Genomic DNA, 16,644 nt, shown 5'->3' on the forward strand with positions numbered 1-16,644 from the left:
GTAAAAAGTGAAGACCGAGATTATTTCGGCTCTACGTAATCGACAACCTCCAAGTGGAAGCCCGACAATGCGTGATATTTCTTCGGCAAACTCATTAAGCGCATTTTCTGAATGCCTAAATCTGCCAAAATTTGTGAACCAACACCTACAGTACGAGAAGTACCTTGGAATTTGCGATAGTTAATCTTTTCCCCCTGATCTTCGGCTGCAAATGCTTTGACCAGCTGTTCCAGATCTTCTGTTTGTTCACTTTTACCAAGGATCACTAATGCTCCTTGGTGCTGGGCGATATATTGCATCGCACCATGTAAAGTCCAGCTGCGATCTGCACTTCTATCCGATAGAAGAATGTCATTGAATGTGCTTTGCAAGTGAACCCGCACTAGCGTAGGCTCATCTTCTTTTATTTCGCCTTTCAACAATACATAGTGAAGTTGATTGTCAATGGTATCTTTATAAGTAACAAGATCAAACTCACCAAACTCAGTTGGCAGTTTACACTGGGCTACTTTTTCAATCGTGGTTTCATTTAAGTTGCGATATTCGATCAAATCCGCGATTGTACCAATTTTAATGTCATGCTCTTTGGCAAAAACTTCTAACTCTGGACGTCTTGCCATAGTGCCGTCAGGGTTAAGAATTTCGACAATCACAGACGACGGCTCAAGTCCTGCCAAGCGAGCTAAGTCACAGCCAGCTTCAGTATGACCTGCGCGTGTTAAAACACCGCCTGGCTGCGCCATAATTGGGAAAATATGACCGGGTTGAACAATATCCTCAGGTACAGCGCCTTTAGCAACAGCAGCTTGCACTGTGCGTGCTCTATCAGCAGCTGAAATCCCCGTAGTTACGCCTTTAGCAGCTTCAATAGACATAGTAAAGTTAGTAGAAAATTGAGCGCCGTTATTTCTCACCATCAACGGAAGGTCGAGTTGTTGACACCTCTCTTGCGTCATAGTTAAGCAAATAAGACCTCGGCCATAAGTCGCCATAAAGTTTATCGCCTCAGGCGTAATATGCTCAGCCGCGATGATTAAATCACCTTCATTTTCTCGATCTTCATCGTCCATCAAGATCACCATTTTACCGGCTTTAATGTCTTCGATGATTTCTTTTGCGCTATTTAAGCTCATAATTTTCCCATTATTTACTTTGTTTGAATGGCCAATTATTTAATAAAGCCAGCTTGTGCTAACAAACTGGTTGTGAGAGTCGATTCGCTAGAAGTCGTTTTGCTACCTTGTATTAAACGCTCCAAGTACCTTGCAATTTGATCAACTTCTAAGTTCACCACAGTACCGACTTTAAAGTCTGCGATAGTGGTTTCTTGTGCTGTGTGAGGCACGATAGTGAGTTTGAATTTATTGCCCTCAATGGCATTCACTGTCAAGCTGATACCATCAATGGCCACAGAACCTTTGTAAGGTATGTATTTTAGTAACGCTTCCGGTGCCGATAGCCAGTAGTCTGTGGCTCTGGCATTCGCTTCAACAGAAACAATGGTTGCAATGCCATCTACATGACCCGAAACCAAGTGCCCACCAAGACGCGAGACAGGTTGCAGTGCTTTTTCTAAATTCACCTTTTGACCAACTTGGTAGTCACCAAATCGTGTCAGTGATAGCGTTTCATTTGACACATCCGCTCTGAAACCATCACTGTATTTTTCTACCACAGTTAAACAAACACCATTAGTCGCAATGCTGTCACCCAGTGCTACATCTGCCATATCTAAATTATGGGATTTCACTTTAACACTTAAATCGCCTTGCTTGAGTGTTAGCTCTGATAATGTGCCGGTTGCTTCAATAATGCCTGTAAACATAAATTCTCTTATTTTTTAGTCGCATTAATGCGAATATCTGTGCCTACTTGCGCACACTCTGTAATTTCAAGCTCAGCGATCTGTCCCATTTCAGTCAGTACCGAACTATTAAACAAACCTCTGCCGCCTTCGCCGATAATTTTTGGCGCCATGTAAATCATATATTCATCGATTAGGCCGTGTTCATGCATCACACCACATAATGTCGCACCCGCTTCAAGCCATATCTGATTCACATTTTGCTGTGCTAAATATGTTAGCGCAGCCCTCAGATCAAGCTTGTCATTTACAGTGGGCAAACATACTTGCTCTACGAAATGAGGCCATTGATGCCGATTATCAAGTTTGGAGCGAAAAATAATGATTTTTGATGCACAGCTAAACAAGTTGAGATCTGGGTGTAAACGATTTTGCGTATCAATAACCACGCGAATTGGTTGACGCAACTCAGCTAACTGAGAAACTTTATCAAAGTCGTCAAATTCACCTGCACGCACATTAAGTGTGGCGTCGTCCACTAACACCGTATCAGCACCAGATAATATGGCACAGCTTTGTGCGCGGTATTTTTGTACATCCCGCCTCGCCTGTGGGCCCGTTATCCATTTGCTTTGGCCATTTTGCAGCGCTGTTTTTCCATCCAAGCTTGCGGCCAGCTTTGCGGTAACAAATGGCTTGCCGGTTTCCATTCTACTTAGAAACCCTTTATTCAGCGCTCGCGCTTCGTGCTCAAGTAAACCAAATGCTGTTTCGATCCCAGCTTCTTCCAACATTTTCAAACCATTGCCTGCAACTTGTGGATTGGGATCCACCATAGCGCAAACTACTTTTTTTACGCCTGCATCTATCAGCCCTTTTGCACATGGTGGAGTGCGACCATAGTGACTGCACGGCTCTAACGTTACATATGCTGTGGCTCCTTGGGTATTTCCAGCAGCCTGACGTAATGCATGTACCTCAGCGTGGGGGCCACCTGCTTGTATGTGAAAACCCTGCCCTATCACTTGATCATTTTTTACAATGACGCAGCCGACGTTCGGATTAGGCGTCGTCGTATACTGTCCTTGCTTTGCAAGTTCGATGGCCATTGCCATATAATCATGATCAGCCTGTGAAAACGCCATTAATCACCCAACCTCGCAATTTCTTCACCAAATTCTTTTATATCTTCAAAACTGCGGTATACAGAAGCAAAACGCACATAAGCGACTTTATCCAGCTTTTTAAGTGCTTCCATAATGTATTCACCAATCATTTTGCTATTTACTTCACGCTCTCCCGTTGCTCGGATCTGGGATTTGATTTGATGTACAACTTCTTCTATTTGCTCTGTACTAACTGGGCGCTTTTCTAGAGCACGATGCAGCCCATTGAGCAGCTTATCTTCATTGAATGGCTCTCGGGTGCCATCTTGTTTAATCACTCTTGGCATCAATAATTCAGCGCCTTCAAAGGTCGTAAAACGCTCATGACAAACTATACACTCGCGACGGCGACGCACTTGATGGCCTGATGCCACCAATCGCGAATCAATTACTTTGGTATCTTTTGCCGTACAAAAAGGACAATGCATATATTCTCACTGTTAGGTAGTCTATTAATGCGGCGTGTTTGAAAATCATCAATGCCACTCGATGGCAACTATGCGTGTTCAATTACGCTGGATGACAGAAAATAAAAAGGCCGCATAAATGCGGCCTTTATAATATCAAAAATAACGCAAATTGTGAGTGTAATTATGCGTAAACAGGCAATTTAGCACAGATAGCTTTTACCTTTTCTTTCACTTCTGCTTGCACTGACTCATCATTGATGTTGTCAAGTACGTCACAGATCCAACCTGCTAGCTCACCCGCTTCTGCTTCTTTAAAGCCACGGCGAGTAATCGCAGGAGAACCAATACGTAGACCTGATGTTACAAATGGAGAGCGTGGGTCATTAGGTACAGAGTTCTTATTAACTGTGATGTTTGCACGGCCAAGCGCTGCATCTGCGTCTTTACCTGTGATATCTTTATCAATTAGGTCAAGTAGGAACAGGTGGTTGTCTGTTTTACCAGAAACAACTTTGTAGCCACGCTCTTGAAGCACTGCAACCATAGCTTGTGCATTTTTAACAACTTGAGTTTGGTAAGTCTTGAACTCAGGCTCTAATGCTTCTTTAAATGCCACTGCTTTTGCCGCGATAACATGACATAAAGGACCACCTTGACCACCAGGGAATACTGCGCTGTTTAGCTTTTTGTAAACGTCTTCATCGCCACAAGCTGATACAATCAAACCACCACGAGGACCAGCAAGCGTTTTGTGAGTTGTTGTTGTCACAACGTGCGCATGAGGTACAGGGTTAGGGTATACACCAGCCGCTACAAGGCCTGCAACGTGCGCCATGTCTACAAGTAAATATGCGCCCACTTTGTCAGCGATTTCGCGGAACTTAGCCCAGTCAACGATGCCTGAGTATGCAGAGAAACCACCAATAATCATCTTTGGCTTGTGCTCAAGTGCTAGTGCTTCTACTTGAGCGTAATCGATTTCACCGGTTTCTTCATTTAGGCCGTATTGGATTGCATTATAAGTCTTACCTGAAAAGTTCACATGAGAGCCATGAGTCAAGTGACCACCGTGCGCAAGGCTCATACCTAACACTGTGTCATGTGGCTGAAGTAATGCTTGGAATACCGCTGCGTTTGCTTGTGAACCAGCATGTGGCTGAACGTTTGCGTAATCAGCGCCGAATAGTTCACATGCACGGTCAATTGCAAGCTGCTCTACAACATCAACGTGTTCACAACCACCATAGTAACGCTTGCCAGGGTAACCTTCTGCGTACTTGTTTGTAAGCTGTGACCCTTGAGCCTCTAAAACACGCGGGCTACAGTAGTTTTCAGATGCGATTAGTTCAATGTGCTCTTCTTGACGAGTCGTCTCTGATTGGATCGCGTTAAATAGTTCAGGGTCAAAATCTGCAATATTCATGTTACGTTCTAACATGGTTTCTCCTAGGTGCACGTATGATTAAATTTACCGAATGCAATTGTACGCAATTTACATCCAATTGCCTACGAAATCTGCGTGAGCATATTTAAGCAAGGATTGAATTTATTTCACAGTGTTTAAGGGATGATATTTTTTTATTTAAATATAAAAAAATATTATGTAAATTGATTATTTCATTAAGAATTAAAATGTGCATACATTCACCCATTGCGACTTACTGTATGCACAAATAGTTTAAACAGCCATGCTTATGACACTAACTTTTCAAAAAGACGCTTTTTTAAGCCCTCGTAGTCAGCACTCATTGATTCTGCTAAACATGGCTTTGCCAGTGCAGTAGCAAGGACTTCAGGCATTTCAAGTTGTTGTTCTAACACACCTTCAACAGACTCTTTAAATTTAGCAGGATGCGCTGTCGCCAAAAAGATGCCAGTTTCATTTTCAGCTTGATTTAAGCGTAAACCTTCATAGGCAATTGCTGTATGCGGCTCTGCAATATAACCAAGCTGGTTGATTTTCTTCATCACTTCTTGGGTGCGAGATTCCGACACTGAACATGAATAAAAATCATCTTTAGAAAAAGATCTACCATTAAGCATGCTTTCAACTCGTGGCCAGTTATTAGGTTTACTCACATCCATAGCATTGGATAATGATTCTAGCGTGGCATTTGGAGACCAATTTCCCGTCTCGATATAACGCGGTACGGTATCATTCTGATTCGTTGTTGCACTGAGCTTTTTAATAGGCAGCCCTATCGCCGCAGCGATCATGGCAGCACAAACATTGCCAAAGTTACCACTCGGTACTGAAACATGAACCTGTTTACGTTGAGAGTCCGTTAATTGTGCAAATGCTTCAAAGTAATAACACACTTGAGCAAGTAGCCTGCTGATATTAATTGAATTAGCTGAATTTAACCCTAACTGAGACTTAACTTCATCATCCAAAAACGCCTGTTTTACCAGCGCCTGACAATCATCGAAGCTGCCATCTACAGCGAAACAATGAATATTCTCACCAAGTGTAGTAAACAGCTTTTGTTGTGCGAGTGATATCTTGCCTTTAGGATATAAAATCACTACATCAACATTTTCTTTGCCATAAAATGCATGGGCAACAGCAGCCCCTGTATCCCCGCTGGTGGCTGTTAAAATCGTGACGCGCTCACCTTGATTGAATAAGCTAATGCACTCTGACATAAAGCGTCCACCAAAATCTTTAAACGCCAATGTTGGACCGTGAAACAGTTCTAAACAATAAGTACCGCTTTCCACTTCCACCAACGGCGCTGGAAAGTTAAAAGCACTTTTAACCATGGCATCCAGCGTATCGCTCGGTAACTCATCACCAATCAAATGCTGTAGTATCCGACTGCTACGCGCTTGAAATGGCATCGCCAATAGTGCGTTGACATCCTCGATTTGCGCTAAGTTTTGTGGAAAAAAGACACCTTGGTTACGGCCTAAGCCAATTTTAACCGCTTCTGTAAATGAAACCTGCTGCTGAGGATCCATAAGATTTACTAAATTCATATCAATTCCTTAAACCAATTCTCTGGTACCTGCACTGTCCAGCTGGCAGATATGGCTAAAACCGTGCTCATTTAAATAATTAGACTCAAGCCAAGATTGGCATTGTTGAGCCGCATTTAATGTTGGACACAGAGCAAATAATGTCGGACCTGCGCCAGATATACTCACGACGCTCGCACCTAGCTCTGGCAGGCTCAACTTCGCATCTGAGTATCCATCGATTAATTGCGCTCTGCTGGGCTCTGCCACCGAGTCTTGCATAAGCGACACCGCCTCACTAAATCTATGTAGTTGCAGCAGCGCACAAAATGCTGACAATCGCTGAGCGAAAGCAACACTGTCTCCAAGTTTCAATTCAGGTGCTAAAACCGCTCTTGCCTTTGCTGTATTTAAAGCAAAACCAGGATAGGCCACCACAATGTACCAATTAGGGTCTACTGGCAGTGCCAATGCTCGGTCTGGCACCAACTCAGCAGTCAACTGGAGCCCCCCCAAATAACATGGTGTGATATTATCGTAGTGACGAGCACCACTCACCTTAGCTTCAAAATCAGCCATCAACTCAATCATTTGAATCTGGGACAGTTGAGTGCCTGCAAAAGCATTTAACGCTGCAAATGTTGCAACTACGGAACAAGCACTAGATCCTAGCCCAGAGCCAACCGGCAGCCTTTTCTCAAGAGTCAGCGACAAGCTAGGCATATCAGCTTTCACATGGGACCTGAAATGCGTTAAACACTGAAAAGCGAGATTATCTTGTGCCTCTTGAGGCAATTTATGGGCATATTTGCCAACGCAGCTGAACTGATCTCGTGGAGCTTCTTCGATACTAACCACATCGCCAAGTAACTGGCCATCAATTGGCGCAATCGCAGCACCCAGCGAATCAAATCCAACGCAAAAATTCCCAATGGAAGCTGGCGCATAAAATTTTCTCATGTTGCGCTCCTAACGAGAAAGTGTTTTTAAGATATCAGCAAATACGCCTGCGGCCGTTACTTCTGCGCCCGCCCCATAACCTCTGATCACAAATGGCTTAGGCTGATAATACTGACTCAAAATTGCTAGCGCATTTTCTCCATCTCGGATATCAAACAACGCATGGCTAGCGTCCACTGCTTCTATACCCACTTTACACTTACCGTCTTGAATGCTGCCAACATAGCGCAGCTTTTTACCTTCACTGGCCGCACTTTGTACCCGATCGGAAAATGCCCCATCCAATTCTGGCAGACGAGCCATAAATTCATCAACTGAACTGCCCTGAGCAAACTCCTCTGAAACCACAGGCTCAACTTGAATATCATTCAACTCCAAATCTAATCCAGCCTCGCGAGCAATGATCAATAGCTTTCTTGCCACATCGGTACCCGATAGGTCATCCCTCGGATCTGGCTCAGTGAAACCGTTTTGTTTCGCTTTCGCTGTTGCTTCTGACAGACTGAGACCATCTTCAATCGCACCGAACATGTATGACAACGAACCAGATAAAATACCGTTGAAAGACAATAATTCATCACCTGCACCAAACAACAATTGTAAATTGTCTAAAACCGGTAAACCGGCTCCAACGTTCGTTTCATAAAGGAACTTCCTTCCAGAACGTTGCGCTGCATTTTTTAGCTGATGGTAATACGCCATATCTCCAGTGTTAGCTTTTTTGTTGGCGGCTACCACATGGAACCCTGCATTTAAAAAGTTTGCGTACTGATCTGCAAGTTGCTCGGAAGAACTACAATCAACAATGACTGGATTAATCAAATGATTCACTTTGACAAATTGCTCTAGTGTATTCAGGTCAAACCCTGCTTCACTTTGCTTCAGTTGACTTGGCCACTGTTCGAAATCCACACCTTCTTTACTTAAAAAGCACAGTTTCGAATTCGACACACCATATAGGTTTAATTTGATATTGCGTTTAGCCAGCCAGCCTTGTTGCTTTTCCAGTTGTTTGATTAACTCTTTACCGACTAAGCCACAGCCCAGTAAAAAGAGGTCTATAGAAGGAACATGAGTAAAGAAGTTTTCATGGCAAACTTTCATTGCATCTTTACATAACTCTCCTGAAACAACTGCTGAGATGGCACTCTCCGTGGAGTCTTGTGCAATTGCAACCACGTTTACTTGAGCTTGTGCCAAAGAGGCAAAAAATTTAGCAGCAAGACCTTTATGTGACTTCATATTGTCACCGACCAAGGTTACGATGGCGAGCTTTCTACGTACCTCAACAGGCTCTATAAGTCCTGCTTGCGTCTCCAATGTAAATGCTGTCTCTAACGCATTGAGTGCCAATGCTAAGTCCTGTTCATACACACAAAAACTAATGCTAAACTCACATGACGACTGCGTGATCAGAACAATAGATACATTGTCATTAGCCAGTGCACCAAACACCCTTGCAGCCATACCCACTTTGCCTTTCATTCCCGGTCCAGACACAGTCAGCATGGCGAGATTATCTAAACTGGATAGTGCTTTCACAGGCGCGTCACCTGTACCGTCAGACGAGATTAAAGAGCCGGGCACATCCGGATCATGAGTATTTTTTATCTCGCATGGCACATTGGCTTTAGCACATGGCAAGATTGTTTTAGGGTGTAGAACTTTTGCCCCAAAATAGGCAAGCTCCATGGCTTCTTTATATGACAAGCGGTCAACTTTAGTCGCCTTTTTAATCAACCTAGGATCCGCACTGTATACTCCATCAACATCTGTCCATATTTGGCAAATATCGGCATTGAGACTTGCGGCCATTACAGCTGCTGAATAATCAGACCCATTGCGCCCTAGTGTTGTCAGTTCGCCTGCCGCATTGCTGCCAGTAAACCCAGCCATGATATATATACCTGAGTCTCTAGAAGCCACTTGCTGATTAACGGCTTCACGGGTTCTGTCCAAGTCAACCTCTGCATCTAAGTACTGAGCTTGAGTCTTGATACAACTTGTAGCATCCAACGCACGCGCACCATGCGCTTTTATCATTGTAACCATAAGAGAAACACTTACTCGTTCTCCAAAGCTAATTGCAAAAGCATTGACCGATGCAGGACACTGCTTGAGCAATTGGACACCCTGCAATTGTTGCTTGAGTACGTCCAATTCAGGCCACTCTAAGATCTCTCCATATTGAGACTCAACGTCATGTTTAAGGGCCTCACAGCGCGACTCTAGTGCATCCCACTGCGCAGCATAATCGTCGCCGCGCGCGGCTATTTGAACCAATTCGACCAAACTATCAGTCATGCCACCAGGAGCTGAGAGCACCACAACCGCTTTTTCACCGCCATAATTCAGGATCAGAGACTGCACGCGACGTAAGCATGCTATATCTGCCAGTGAAGAGCCTCCAAACTTTAAAACTCGCATTTTTCAATTTTCCTCATTCCAGAAACGAAAAAGGCCTGTGCTCTTGGTGAGCACAGGCCTTTTTTAAATATGCACGGACCTATGCCACTATCCAGTATGGATGGTGGTCGTAATAATAATTGTCACGTTACATGTAATTGGGTTCATGGTTTTTACGTCAACCTAAGTTTAATTTTTACTTAAAAAATATTTACAGGACCTAGACTGCCCGATCTTTAGTCAATCTGTCAAGTCGATAAATAGAAATTAAATATGCAAAAAGTTCAAGATACGTACTGGAAAGTGAAATACTTATCTAACGAATGCCATATTCGCTGAGTAAAGAGATCAGTTGTTCTGCTTTGACCGGCTTTTCAAGGAATTTTAAAGCACCCAATTGTGCCACTCTTGTTTTCATTTGGTCCTGAATGTCTGCCGAGATCACAACCACATAAGTTTCAATTTTAAGCGTCTTAATCGCCTCAAGCACACCCACTCCATCCAATATCGGCATGGTAAGGTCAAGGCAAAGCAAGTCAATTTGCGAATTTTGCAATATTTCGACGGCTTCTTGGCCGTTTTTAGCCTGACAAACCTCAACATCTAAGTGCGTGTTCAGGCAGCGCACAACTTGCTTACGTGCAACGGTCGAATCGTCACACACTAACACGGAATAGCTCATAAGAAGGTAAATCTTTATTGTTCTAGTAACAAATAAACGTTATTGTTGTTCTAATCTTATAACACAATAATCAACATCCAGTAAGTTTTTTATATACGCTTATATGTTGTAAAGATAGCAAGATAAACATTTATTTTTAGCCATTTATTGGCTAACTTTAATTTTAACACGCGTGCTATAACATGGTCGTCAGGAGCGAAGAACACTCCATGCTACAGAAAAGTCTGTCGAAAAAACTACTTACAAACGTTCTGTCAGTTTACTTTCTGCTAACGTTTGTCGTAACTTGTGGACAAGTTGTCGCCGAATATGTCAACACTAAAGACTACATCCGTAACGAACTGACCATGCTGCAAAAAACATTTAGTCGCAGCCTGACACGCGCTATCTGGGAGTTAAACACCAAACAAACTGTCACAACTGCCGAAGGGTTATTGGCGATACCAATGATCGAGGGGATAATTGTAAGAGATGATAGCGGTGAAATCATCTCGCAACTCGGGCGCTCTCTCAATATTCACGAATTATATAGTCAGCAGCTTGTTCAAGAGGAAGCGTTAATTGAAGACACGCCCTCCGGATTGTTTGGATACACATTCCCACTCATTTTTGAGTTTTCAGGAAGGGCCACACAAGTCGGTGACGTAACCTTATTTTCTAGTCGCGAAGTTGTTTTCAGCCGAATTATGATCTCTATCTATTTTCTGATAGGGAATGCCATGGTCAAAACGACTTTCTTAATTATCCTATTTTTATTGGCCTTTAGAAAACTCCTTACAGAGCCACTGACGGACCTCACGGAACAGATAGAAGACTTTGAAGTCGACAATGTTGATGGACATAAAATAGATATTGATACCACAGAGCGAAATGAGCTCAAGGTTATGGAAGAAGCCTTTAATAAGCTGATCGACAAAGTTGCAGAATATCGAAAACAACTCGATCAGACACAAAAAGAGCTCATTATTAGTAATGAAAAATTAGATCAGCACAATATTCAGCTGGAGCAAGAAGTTGCTAGGAAAACGTCAAACCTTAGCCAGGCAATGATGGACTTACAACAGCAAAAATATGAACTAGAAAAACAAAAGCTGACACTCACAGAAGAGATAGATTTGCGGCGCCAAACAGAAGAAGAACTACTGACAAAACAAAACGAATTAGAAAAATATGTCGAAGAGCTGAATATGGCACAGGAACGTTTGGTCGGCTCAGAAAAAATGGCTGCGCTGGGTGGCCTCGTAGCTGGTATCACCCATGATATCAATACACCTGTAGGTATTGGCGTCACTGCGACCTCCTTTTTACAAGAACGCCTCGATCAATTAGAAGCCGCCTATAAAGAAAAAACCTTATCTCCAAAGGCCTTAGAAGAGTTTATGCACGAGGCAAAACAAAGCGCCAGCCTTCTAACCAACAATCTCGCCCGGGCCTCTGAGTTGGTTGCCAGCTTCAAACAAATTGCCGTTGATCAGGCCAGTGAAGCGGTTAGAACCATAAACTTCCAACAGTATCTAGGCGAAGTTCTTCGCTCTTTACACCCAAAATTGAAAAAAACAGCTCATGAAGTCAACATTGACTGTCCTGCTGATCTCACACTTAATTTGCCTGCGGGAGCCATTAGCCAAATTTTCACCAACCTTATCATGAACTCTCTTATCCATGGCTTTGAGGGGGTGAATAAGGGCACCATAGACATCCAAATTACTGATGACAATGAAGATGTCAAAATCGTTTATAAAGATAATGGTAAAGGCGTTTCACCAGCACAATTAGAGAAGCTATTTGACCCCTTCTTCACTACTAAACGAGATCAAGGTGGAAGCGGCCTTGGTACACATATTACTTTCAACTTGGTGAAACAAACACTGAATGGCGATATTGAAGTTAGCTCGGAAGAGGGCCAAGGACTCACCTACCACATTCGTTTCCCTAAAGAAATGAAAGCACAACAAGCAATGTTTAGTTAACCCTAACGCCACGGCGTGAATTGATCTTTTATTCACGCCTTTTCAGCCCGTGAAATTTAATAACAAAAGCCACAATATTGGCTTTGCCCGAAACACCTTTGATTTGCTATGATGCAGTTCGATTTTTCACTTGGATATTTGAATATATGTGGTTCAGCAACCTGATCTGTTACCGTTTTAAACAAGATGTTTCGTACACGCAAGAAGACTTTGAAAAAGCACTTGAGCAAGATATATTCCGCGCTTGCGGCAGCCAAGATATGAGCACCTTTGGTTGGGTAAACGCATTAGGGAAACACGGCCAGACTCTGTCTCACTTCTCGCAAAATAGCATTTTGTTATGTGCCAAACGCGAGGAAAAAGTACTGCCAGCTGCGGTGATCAATGATATGGTCGCTGAAAAAATCGAGCAGATAGAGCGTGAAGAAAACCGCCCAGTAAAGAAAAAAGAAAAAGATGAACTTAAAGAAAATATCCTAGCCACTCTGCTGCCTCAGGCATTCAAAAAATCGAGTTTGCAGTTTGCCTTTATTGATCAAGAAAGCGGCTGGGTTATCGTCAATAGTGCCAGCTTTAATAAAGCTGAAGAAATGATGGCTTTATTGCGTAAATCTCTGGGCACACTTCCCATTGTGCCAGCATTTGCTAATTACGACCTCGATGTATTCTTAACTGATTGGCTCACAAAGTTTGAAGCTCCTGAGGGCTTTGCTATTGGCAACGATGCAGAGCTACAAGATGCTGCCGACGAAGGTGCTCAAGTTAAATTAAAGCAACATGACCTAGCCAGTGACGAAATTAAGCTTCATCTAGAAAATGGCAAACGCGTCACTAAACTGGCGCTAGATTGGAAAGAGCGTGTACAATTTTTATTGCAGAACGACGGATCAATCAAGCGTGTTAGCTACAATGATGCGCTAAAAGAGCAAAACGCTGATATTCCAAAAGAAGATTTAGCAATTAAGCTAGATGCAGACTTTATTCTTGTCTCAGAGGAAGTTAAAGAATTACTTGAAGACCTCACAAAAGAACTGGGTGACAAAGACGACCTTTAATAAAAAAGGGCCTTAAGGCCCTTTTTTATTGTCTAAATACAAAGTTAAGCAAACATCGATTTCACATCCGTTAGCAAGTCTAAATATGCATCATCTGTGAACATATCAATAGAGCGAAGTACGCCTTTTTCTTCATATACACCCAAAGCAGCGGCTTTGTCTGATACTTGTAAAATCCCCTCGACAATAGCGCCAGCACGGATGAAATCAACATAACAAACATGCTCAGGTTTATAGTTTGGATTAGCCCAACTTTCTGCAACTTCAACAAAATCGTCAGTAAATCCCCACTCACGCATAATCGCACCGCCTATGCGGCCTGCTAATTTTTGAATAGCGTGTGCTAGAAAGCTTGGATTTGCGAATACTTCCGGGTGTTTCTCTGCTTCTGTCAAAATAGGTAGCACACCAATATTAAATACTAGCGAGGCAAGAGTAATTGTGTCTTTGTTCAGCGATGTGTGTTTGTTCAAGCGCAAGTAAAACTCCATGGTCGAAATCGCTTGGCAAGCCACTTTCAAAGTTTTTTGCCACGCTTTATCCATGTATGTTTTTATCAACTTGTTGTTAGAAACGAACAGTTGTTCCATGGCCATGGCCGTAGCAATATTTTTTATTTGCCGAAGTCCAATACGAGTTACCGCTTGGTTCAAGGTATTTACTTTAATAGAACGTCCCATAAAACCACTATTTGCTACTTTTATCATACGAGCAGCCAGTGCAGGATCATGAGATATCACGTCTGCCATTTGTAGTAGGTTGACTTCGGGGTCGTCGGCAGCTTGACGAACTCGAACAGCTATTTCAGGTAAGGTAGGTAAAACGAGTGTGTCATTATTGATTTTATCGACAAGAATGGTAAGTAATGCGTTTTCTGTAGACATATGGTCAAGTCCTTTAAATTCGCCACTTAACGATGGCCTTATAATTTTTACTGCTTTAAGTATTGTCTAACTTCTCGATAAAGTTAAGAAAAGTATAAAAATTATTCTGAGCATGGTGACAATAAAAAATACTTTGTTTTTACCGTTTGCTCAATTGCTATTTTTTCCGCATCATAGATGCGACACAATCATAATAACTAAAATCCTGGGATAAATGATGAAACTTTCTAAACTCTCTAGTGCGATTTTAATCGCTTCCGGTTTGCTAGTAAGCGCATGCTCACAGCAACAAGCAGACACACCCAAATCGAATACAGCCGCTGCGCAAGACACTGTGACATATTCATTGCAAAATATTGATAAAAATCGCCTCAATATTTATACAGAGGTCACTTTAACCAGTGACCTGAGTCATCTTAATGACAACCAGAAAAAAATGATTGCACTTCTTATAGATGCGTCAAAAATTATGGATGATCTGTTCTGGAAACAAGCTTTTGGACAAGATAAAGAGACCTTCCTTGCGCGCATCGACGACCAACAGGTACGCCGTTTTGCCGATATTAACTATGGCCCTTGGGACCGCTTAGATGGCGACAAAATTTTCCTAACTCGCTTTGATCAAAAAGCACCAGGGGCAGAATTTTATCCAAGTGACATCTCTAAAGAAGAACTAAACCAAGCTGATTTCAAAGACAAGCAGGGTCTTTATTCCATGGTTAAAAGAGACCAGCAAGGTAACTTATATACAGTGCCATATGCCACTGAATTTAGGTCTGAACTTGAAGCTGCTGCTAAACTTTTAAGAGAAGCTAGCGCCCTTGCCGTAGACAAGCAATTTTCAAATTACTTAAACCTGCGTGCAGATGCGTTGTTAAACAACAGTTATCAGCCTTCGGATTTTGCTTGGATGGATATGAAAAATAACCCTATCGACGTGGTTATTGGGCCTATCGAAACATATGAAGATCAACTTTTTGGCTACCGAAGCGCATTTGAATCCTACGTATTAGTTAAAGACTTAGCATGGAGCGAACGCCTCGCAAAATTTGCTGCATTTTTACCTGAGTTACAAACAGGTTTGCCCGTTGCGCAAAAATATAAGCAAGAAGTCCCTGGCTCAGATGCAGATCTAAACGCTTATGACGTAGTGTACTACGCAGGACACTCCAATGCTGGCAGTAAAACCATTGCTATCAACTTACCAAACGACGAACAAGTTCAGTTAGAAAAAGGCACTCGCCGACTGCAATTAAAAAATGCAATGCGCGCTAAGTTTGATAAAATTCTCGTACCCATTGCGGATGAGTTGATAGTGCCAGAACAACGCAAACACATTACGTTTAACGCATTCTTTGCCAATACGATGTTCCATGAAGTTGCGCACGGTTTGGGGATCAAGAATACCCTCACAGGTAAAGGGACTGTACGTCAGTCGCTACAAGAACATGCCAGCGCCATAGAAGAAGGTAAGGCCGATATCCTAGGGCTTTACATGGTGGAACAGCTACTGAAAAAAGGCGAGATAACGGAAGGTACCTTGGAAGACTATTATGTTACCTTTATGGCTGGCATCTTCCGTTCGGTCCGCTTCGGCGCTTCTAGCGCCCATGGTAAAGCTAACATGATCCGCTTCAACTTCTTCAAACAAGAAGGCGCCTTTTCTAAAAATGCCCAAGGCTTGTATCAGGTTGATATGGATAAAATGGGTGCTGCAATGGAAAAGCTATCTAATTTGATCCTCACCCTACAAGGTGATGGTGATTACCAAAAGGTTGACCAACTAATTGCAACTCACGGAGATATAAAAACAGAGCTGCAAGCAGACTTAAATAAGTTGGCCAATGCAAATATCCCCGTCGACGTCACCTTCAAACAAGGCAAGTCTGTCTTGGGACTTTAAATATTCAAAAGGCGCTAAAGTGACAGCGCCTTTTTTAATGCTAATAATTGACTCTCACTGTATGGTTGAGCAGTGTGCACACCCCAAACAGGCTTAGGCCAAGCGGCGTCATGTGTATAACGCGCAATATGATGCACATGTAGTTGCGGTACCATATTGCCCAATGCAGCAACATTGAGTTTATCTGGCGTGAAAACCGTCATTAAAAGCTCACTTAGTTGCTTTGACTCCTGCCAAAATTGGGTCTGCTGCGCTTCGGTCAAGTCAATGATTTCACGTGCTCCCTCAACTTGAGGCACAAGGATAAACCAAGGGTATTGACTATCATTCATCAATAGCACTTTGCACAGCGGCCAAGACGCTAGCTCTATACAATCTCTATGTAATTCAGGGGCAAGTTCAAATGCCATGTACTCTACTCCGATAAAAAAAGCAGATACTCAGTA

At 42.7% G+C, this 16,644-nt stretch carries 14 protein-coding genes; 3 read left to right on the top strand and 11 right to left on the bottom strand.

Annotated features, from left to right (window positions below; genetic code table 11):
• Window positions 1-20 precede the first annotated feature (20 nt).
• The 9 genes from ribBA to QNM18_RS15255 all read right to left on the bottom strand — a co-directional run bounded on the left by ribBA (window position 21) and on the right by QNM18_RS15255 (window position 10,386).
• Complete coding sequence (ribBA, locus tag QNM18_RS15215; RefSeq protein ID WP_211012351.1) at window positions 21-1,133, bottom strand: bifunctional 3,4-dihydroxy-2-butanone-4-phosphate synthase/GTP cyclohydrolase II; 1,113 nt, start codon at window positions 1,131-1,133, stop codon at window positions 21-23.
• A gap of 35 nt (window positions 1,134-1,168) precedes the next feature.
• A complete protein-coding gene (locus QNM18_RS15220) occupies window positions 1,169-1,825 on the bottom strand; it encodes a riboflavin synthase (RefSeq protein WP_211012350.1) in 657 nt (218 codons plus the stop codon).
• An 8-nt stretch (window positions 1,826-1,833) separates the two neighbouring features.
• Window positions 1,834-2,949, bottom strand: coding sequence for a bifunctional diaminohydroxyphosphoribosylaminopyrimidine deaminase/5-amino-6-(5-phosphoribosylamino)uracil reductase RibD (ribD, locus tag QNM18_RS15225; protein WP_284137710.1), 1,116 nt, complete (start codon window positions 2,947-2,949; stop codon window positions 1,834-1,836).
• Window positions 2,949-3,398: a transcriptional regulator NrdR gene (nrdR, locus tag QNM18_RS15230; RefSeq protein ID WP_211012348.1), complete on the bottom strand. Its 450-nt coding sequence runs from the start codon at window positions 3,396-3,398 to the stop codon at window positions 2,949-2,951. Before nrdR ends, ribD begins: the two co-directional genes overlap by 1 nt.
• A 163-nt stretch (window positions 3,399-3,561) precedes the next feature.
• Window positions 3,562-4,818 (bottom strand): serine hydroxymethyltransferase, encoded by a 1,257-nt coding sequence (gene glyA, locus QNM18_RS15235; RefSeq protein WP_023398518.1) that lies wholly within the window; start codon window positions 4,816-4,818, stop codon window positions 3,562-3,564.
• 254 nt (window positions 4,819-5,072) lie between these two features.
• Window positions 5,073-6,359, bottom strand: coding sequence for a threonine synthase (thrC, locus tag QNM18_RS15240; RefSeq protein ID WP_284137711.1), 1,287 nt, complete (start codon window positions 6,357-6,359; stop codon window positions 5,073-5,075).
• Window positions 6,360-6,368: 9 nt separating this feature from the next.
• Window positions 6,369-7,298, bottom strand: a complete 930-nt coding sequence (gene thrB / locus QNM18_RS15245; protein WP_211012346.1) for a homoserine kinase — start codon at window positions 7,296-7,298, stop codon at window positions 6,369-6,371.
• A 9-nt stretch (window positions 7,299-7,307) separates the two neighbouring features.
• Window positions 7,308-9,725: a bifunctional aspartate kinase/homoserine dehydrogenase I gene (thrA, locus tag QNM18_RS15250; RefSeq protein WP_284137712.1), complete on the bottom strand. Its 2,418-nt coding sequence runs from the start codon at window positions 9,723-9,725 to the stop codon at window positions 7,308-7,310.
• Window positions 9,726-10,020: 295 nt separating this feature from the next.
• A complete protein-coding gene (locus QNM18_RS15255) occupies window positions 10,021-10,386 on the bottom strand; it encodes a response regulator (RefSeq protein WP_211012344.1) in 366 nt (121 codons plus the stop codon).
• 209 nt (window positions 10,387-10,595) lie between these two features.
• Here QNM18_RS15255 and QNM18_RS15260 point away from each other — a divergent pair, with 209 nt between their 5' ends.
• Together QNM18_RS15260 and rdgC are read left to right on the top strand one after the other, a co-directional pair.
• Window positions 10,596-12,356, top strand: a complete 1,761-nt coding sequence (locus QNM18_RS15260; protein WP_211012343.1) for a sensor histidine kinase — start codon at window positions 10,596-10,598, stop codon at window positions 12,354-12,356.
• 146 nt (window positions 12,357-12,502) lie between these two features.
• Entirely contained in the window at window positions 12,503-13,411 is a 909-nt protein-coding gene (gene rdgC, locus QNM18_RS15265) for a recombination-associated protein RdgC (RefSeq protein WP_211012342.1), read from the top strand.
• Between the two features lie 44 nt (window positions 13,412-13,455).
• On the opposite strand, the gene QNM18_RS15270 is transcribed toward rdgC, so the two are convergent.
• Entirely contained in the window at window positions 13,456-14,295 is an 840-nt protein-coding gene (locus QNM18_RS15270) for an HDOD domain-containing protein (protein WP_023398511.1), read from the bottom strand.
• Between the two features lie 217 nt (window positions 14,296-14,512).
• Between QNM18_RS15270 and QNM18_RS15275 the strand changes: the two genes are divergently transcribed.
• A complete protein-coding gene (locus QNM18_RS15275; protein ID WP_284137713.1) occupies window positions 14,513-16,198 on the top strand; it encodes a dipeptidyl-peptidase 3 family protein in 1,686 nt (561 codons plus the stop codon).
• Window positions 16,199-16,212: 14 nt separating this feature from the next.
• On the opposite strand, the gene QNM18_RS15280 is transcribed toward QNM18_RS15275, so the two are convergent.
• On the bottom strand, window positions 16,213-16,608 hold the full coding sequence (locus QNM18_RS15280) for an HIT domain-containing protein (protein ID WP_211012340.1): 396 nt from the start codon (window positions 16,606-16,608) through the stop codon (window positions 16,213-16,215).
• Between the last annotated feature and the right edge of the window lie 36 nt (window positions 16,609-16,644).

The sequence above is a fragment of the Pseudoalteromonas obscura genome, from assembly GCF_030135505.1.
Classification (GTDB): Bacteria; Pseudomonadota; Gammaproteobacteria; order Enterobacterales; family Alteromonadaceae; genus Pseudoalteromonas; species Pseudoalteromonas obscura.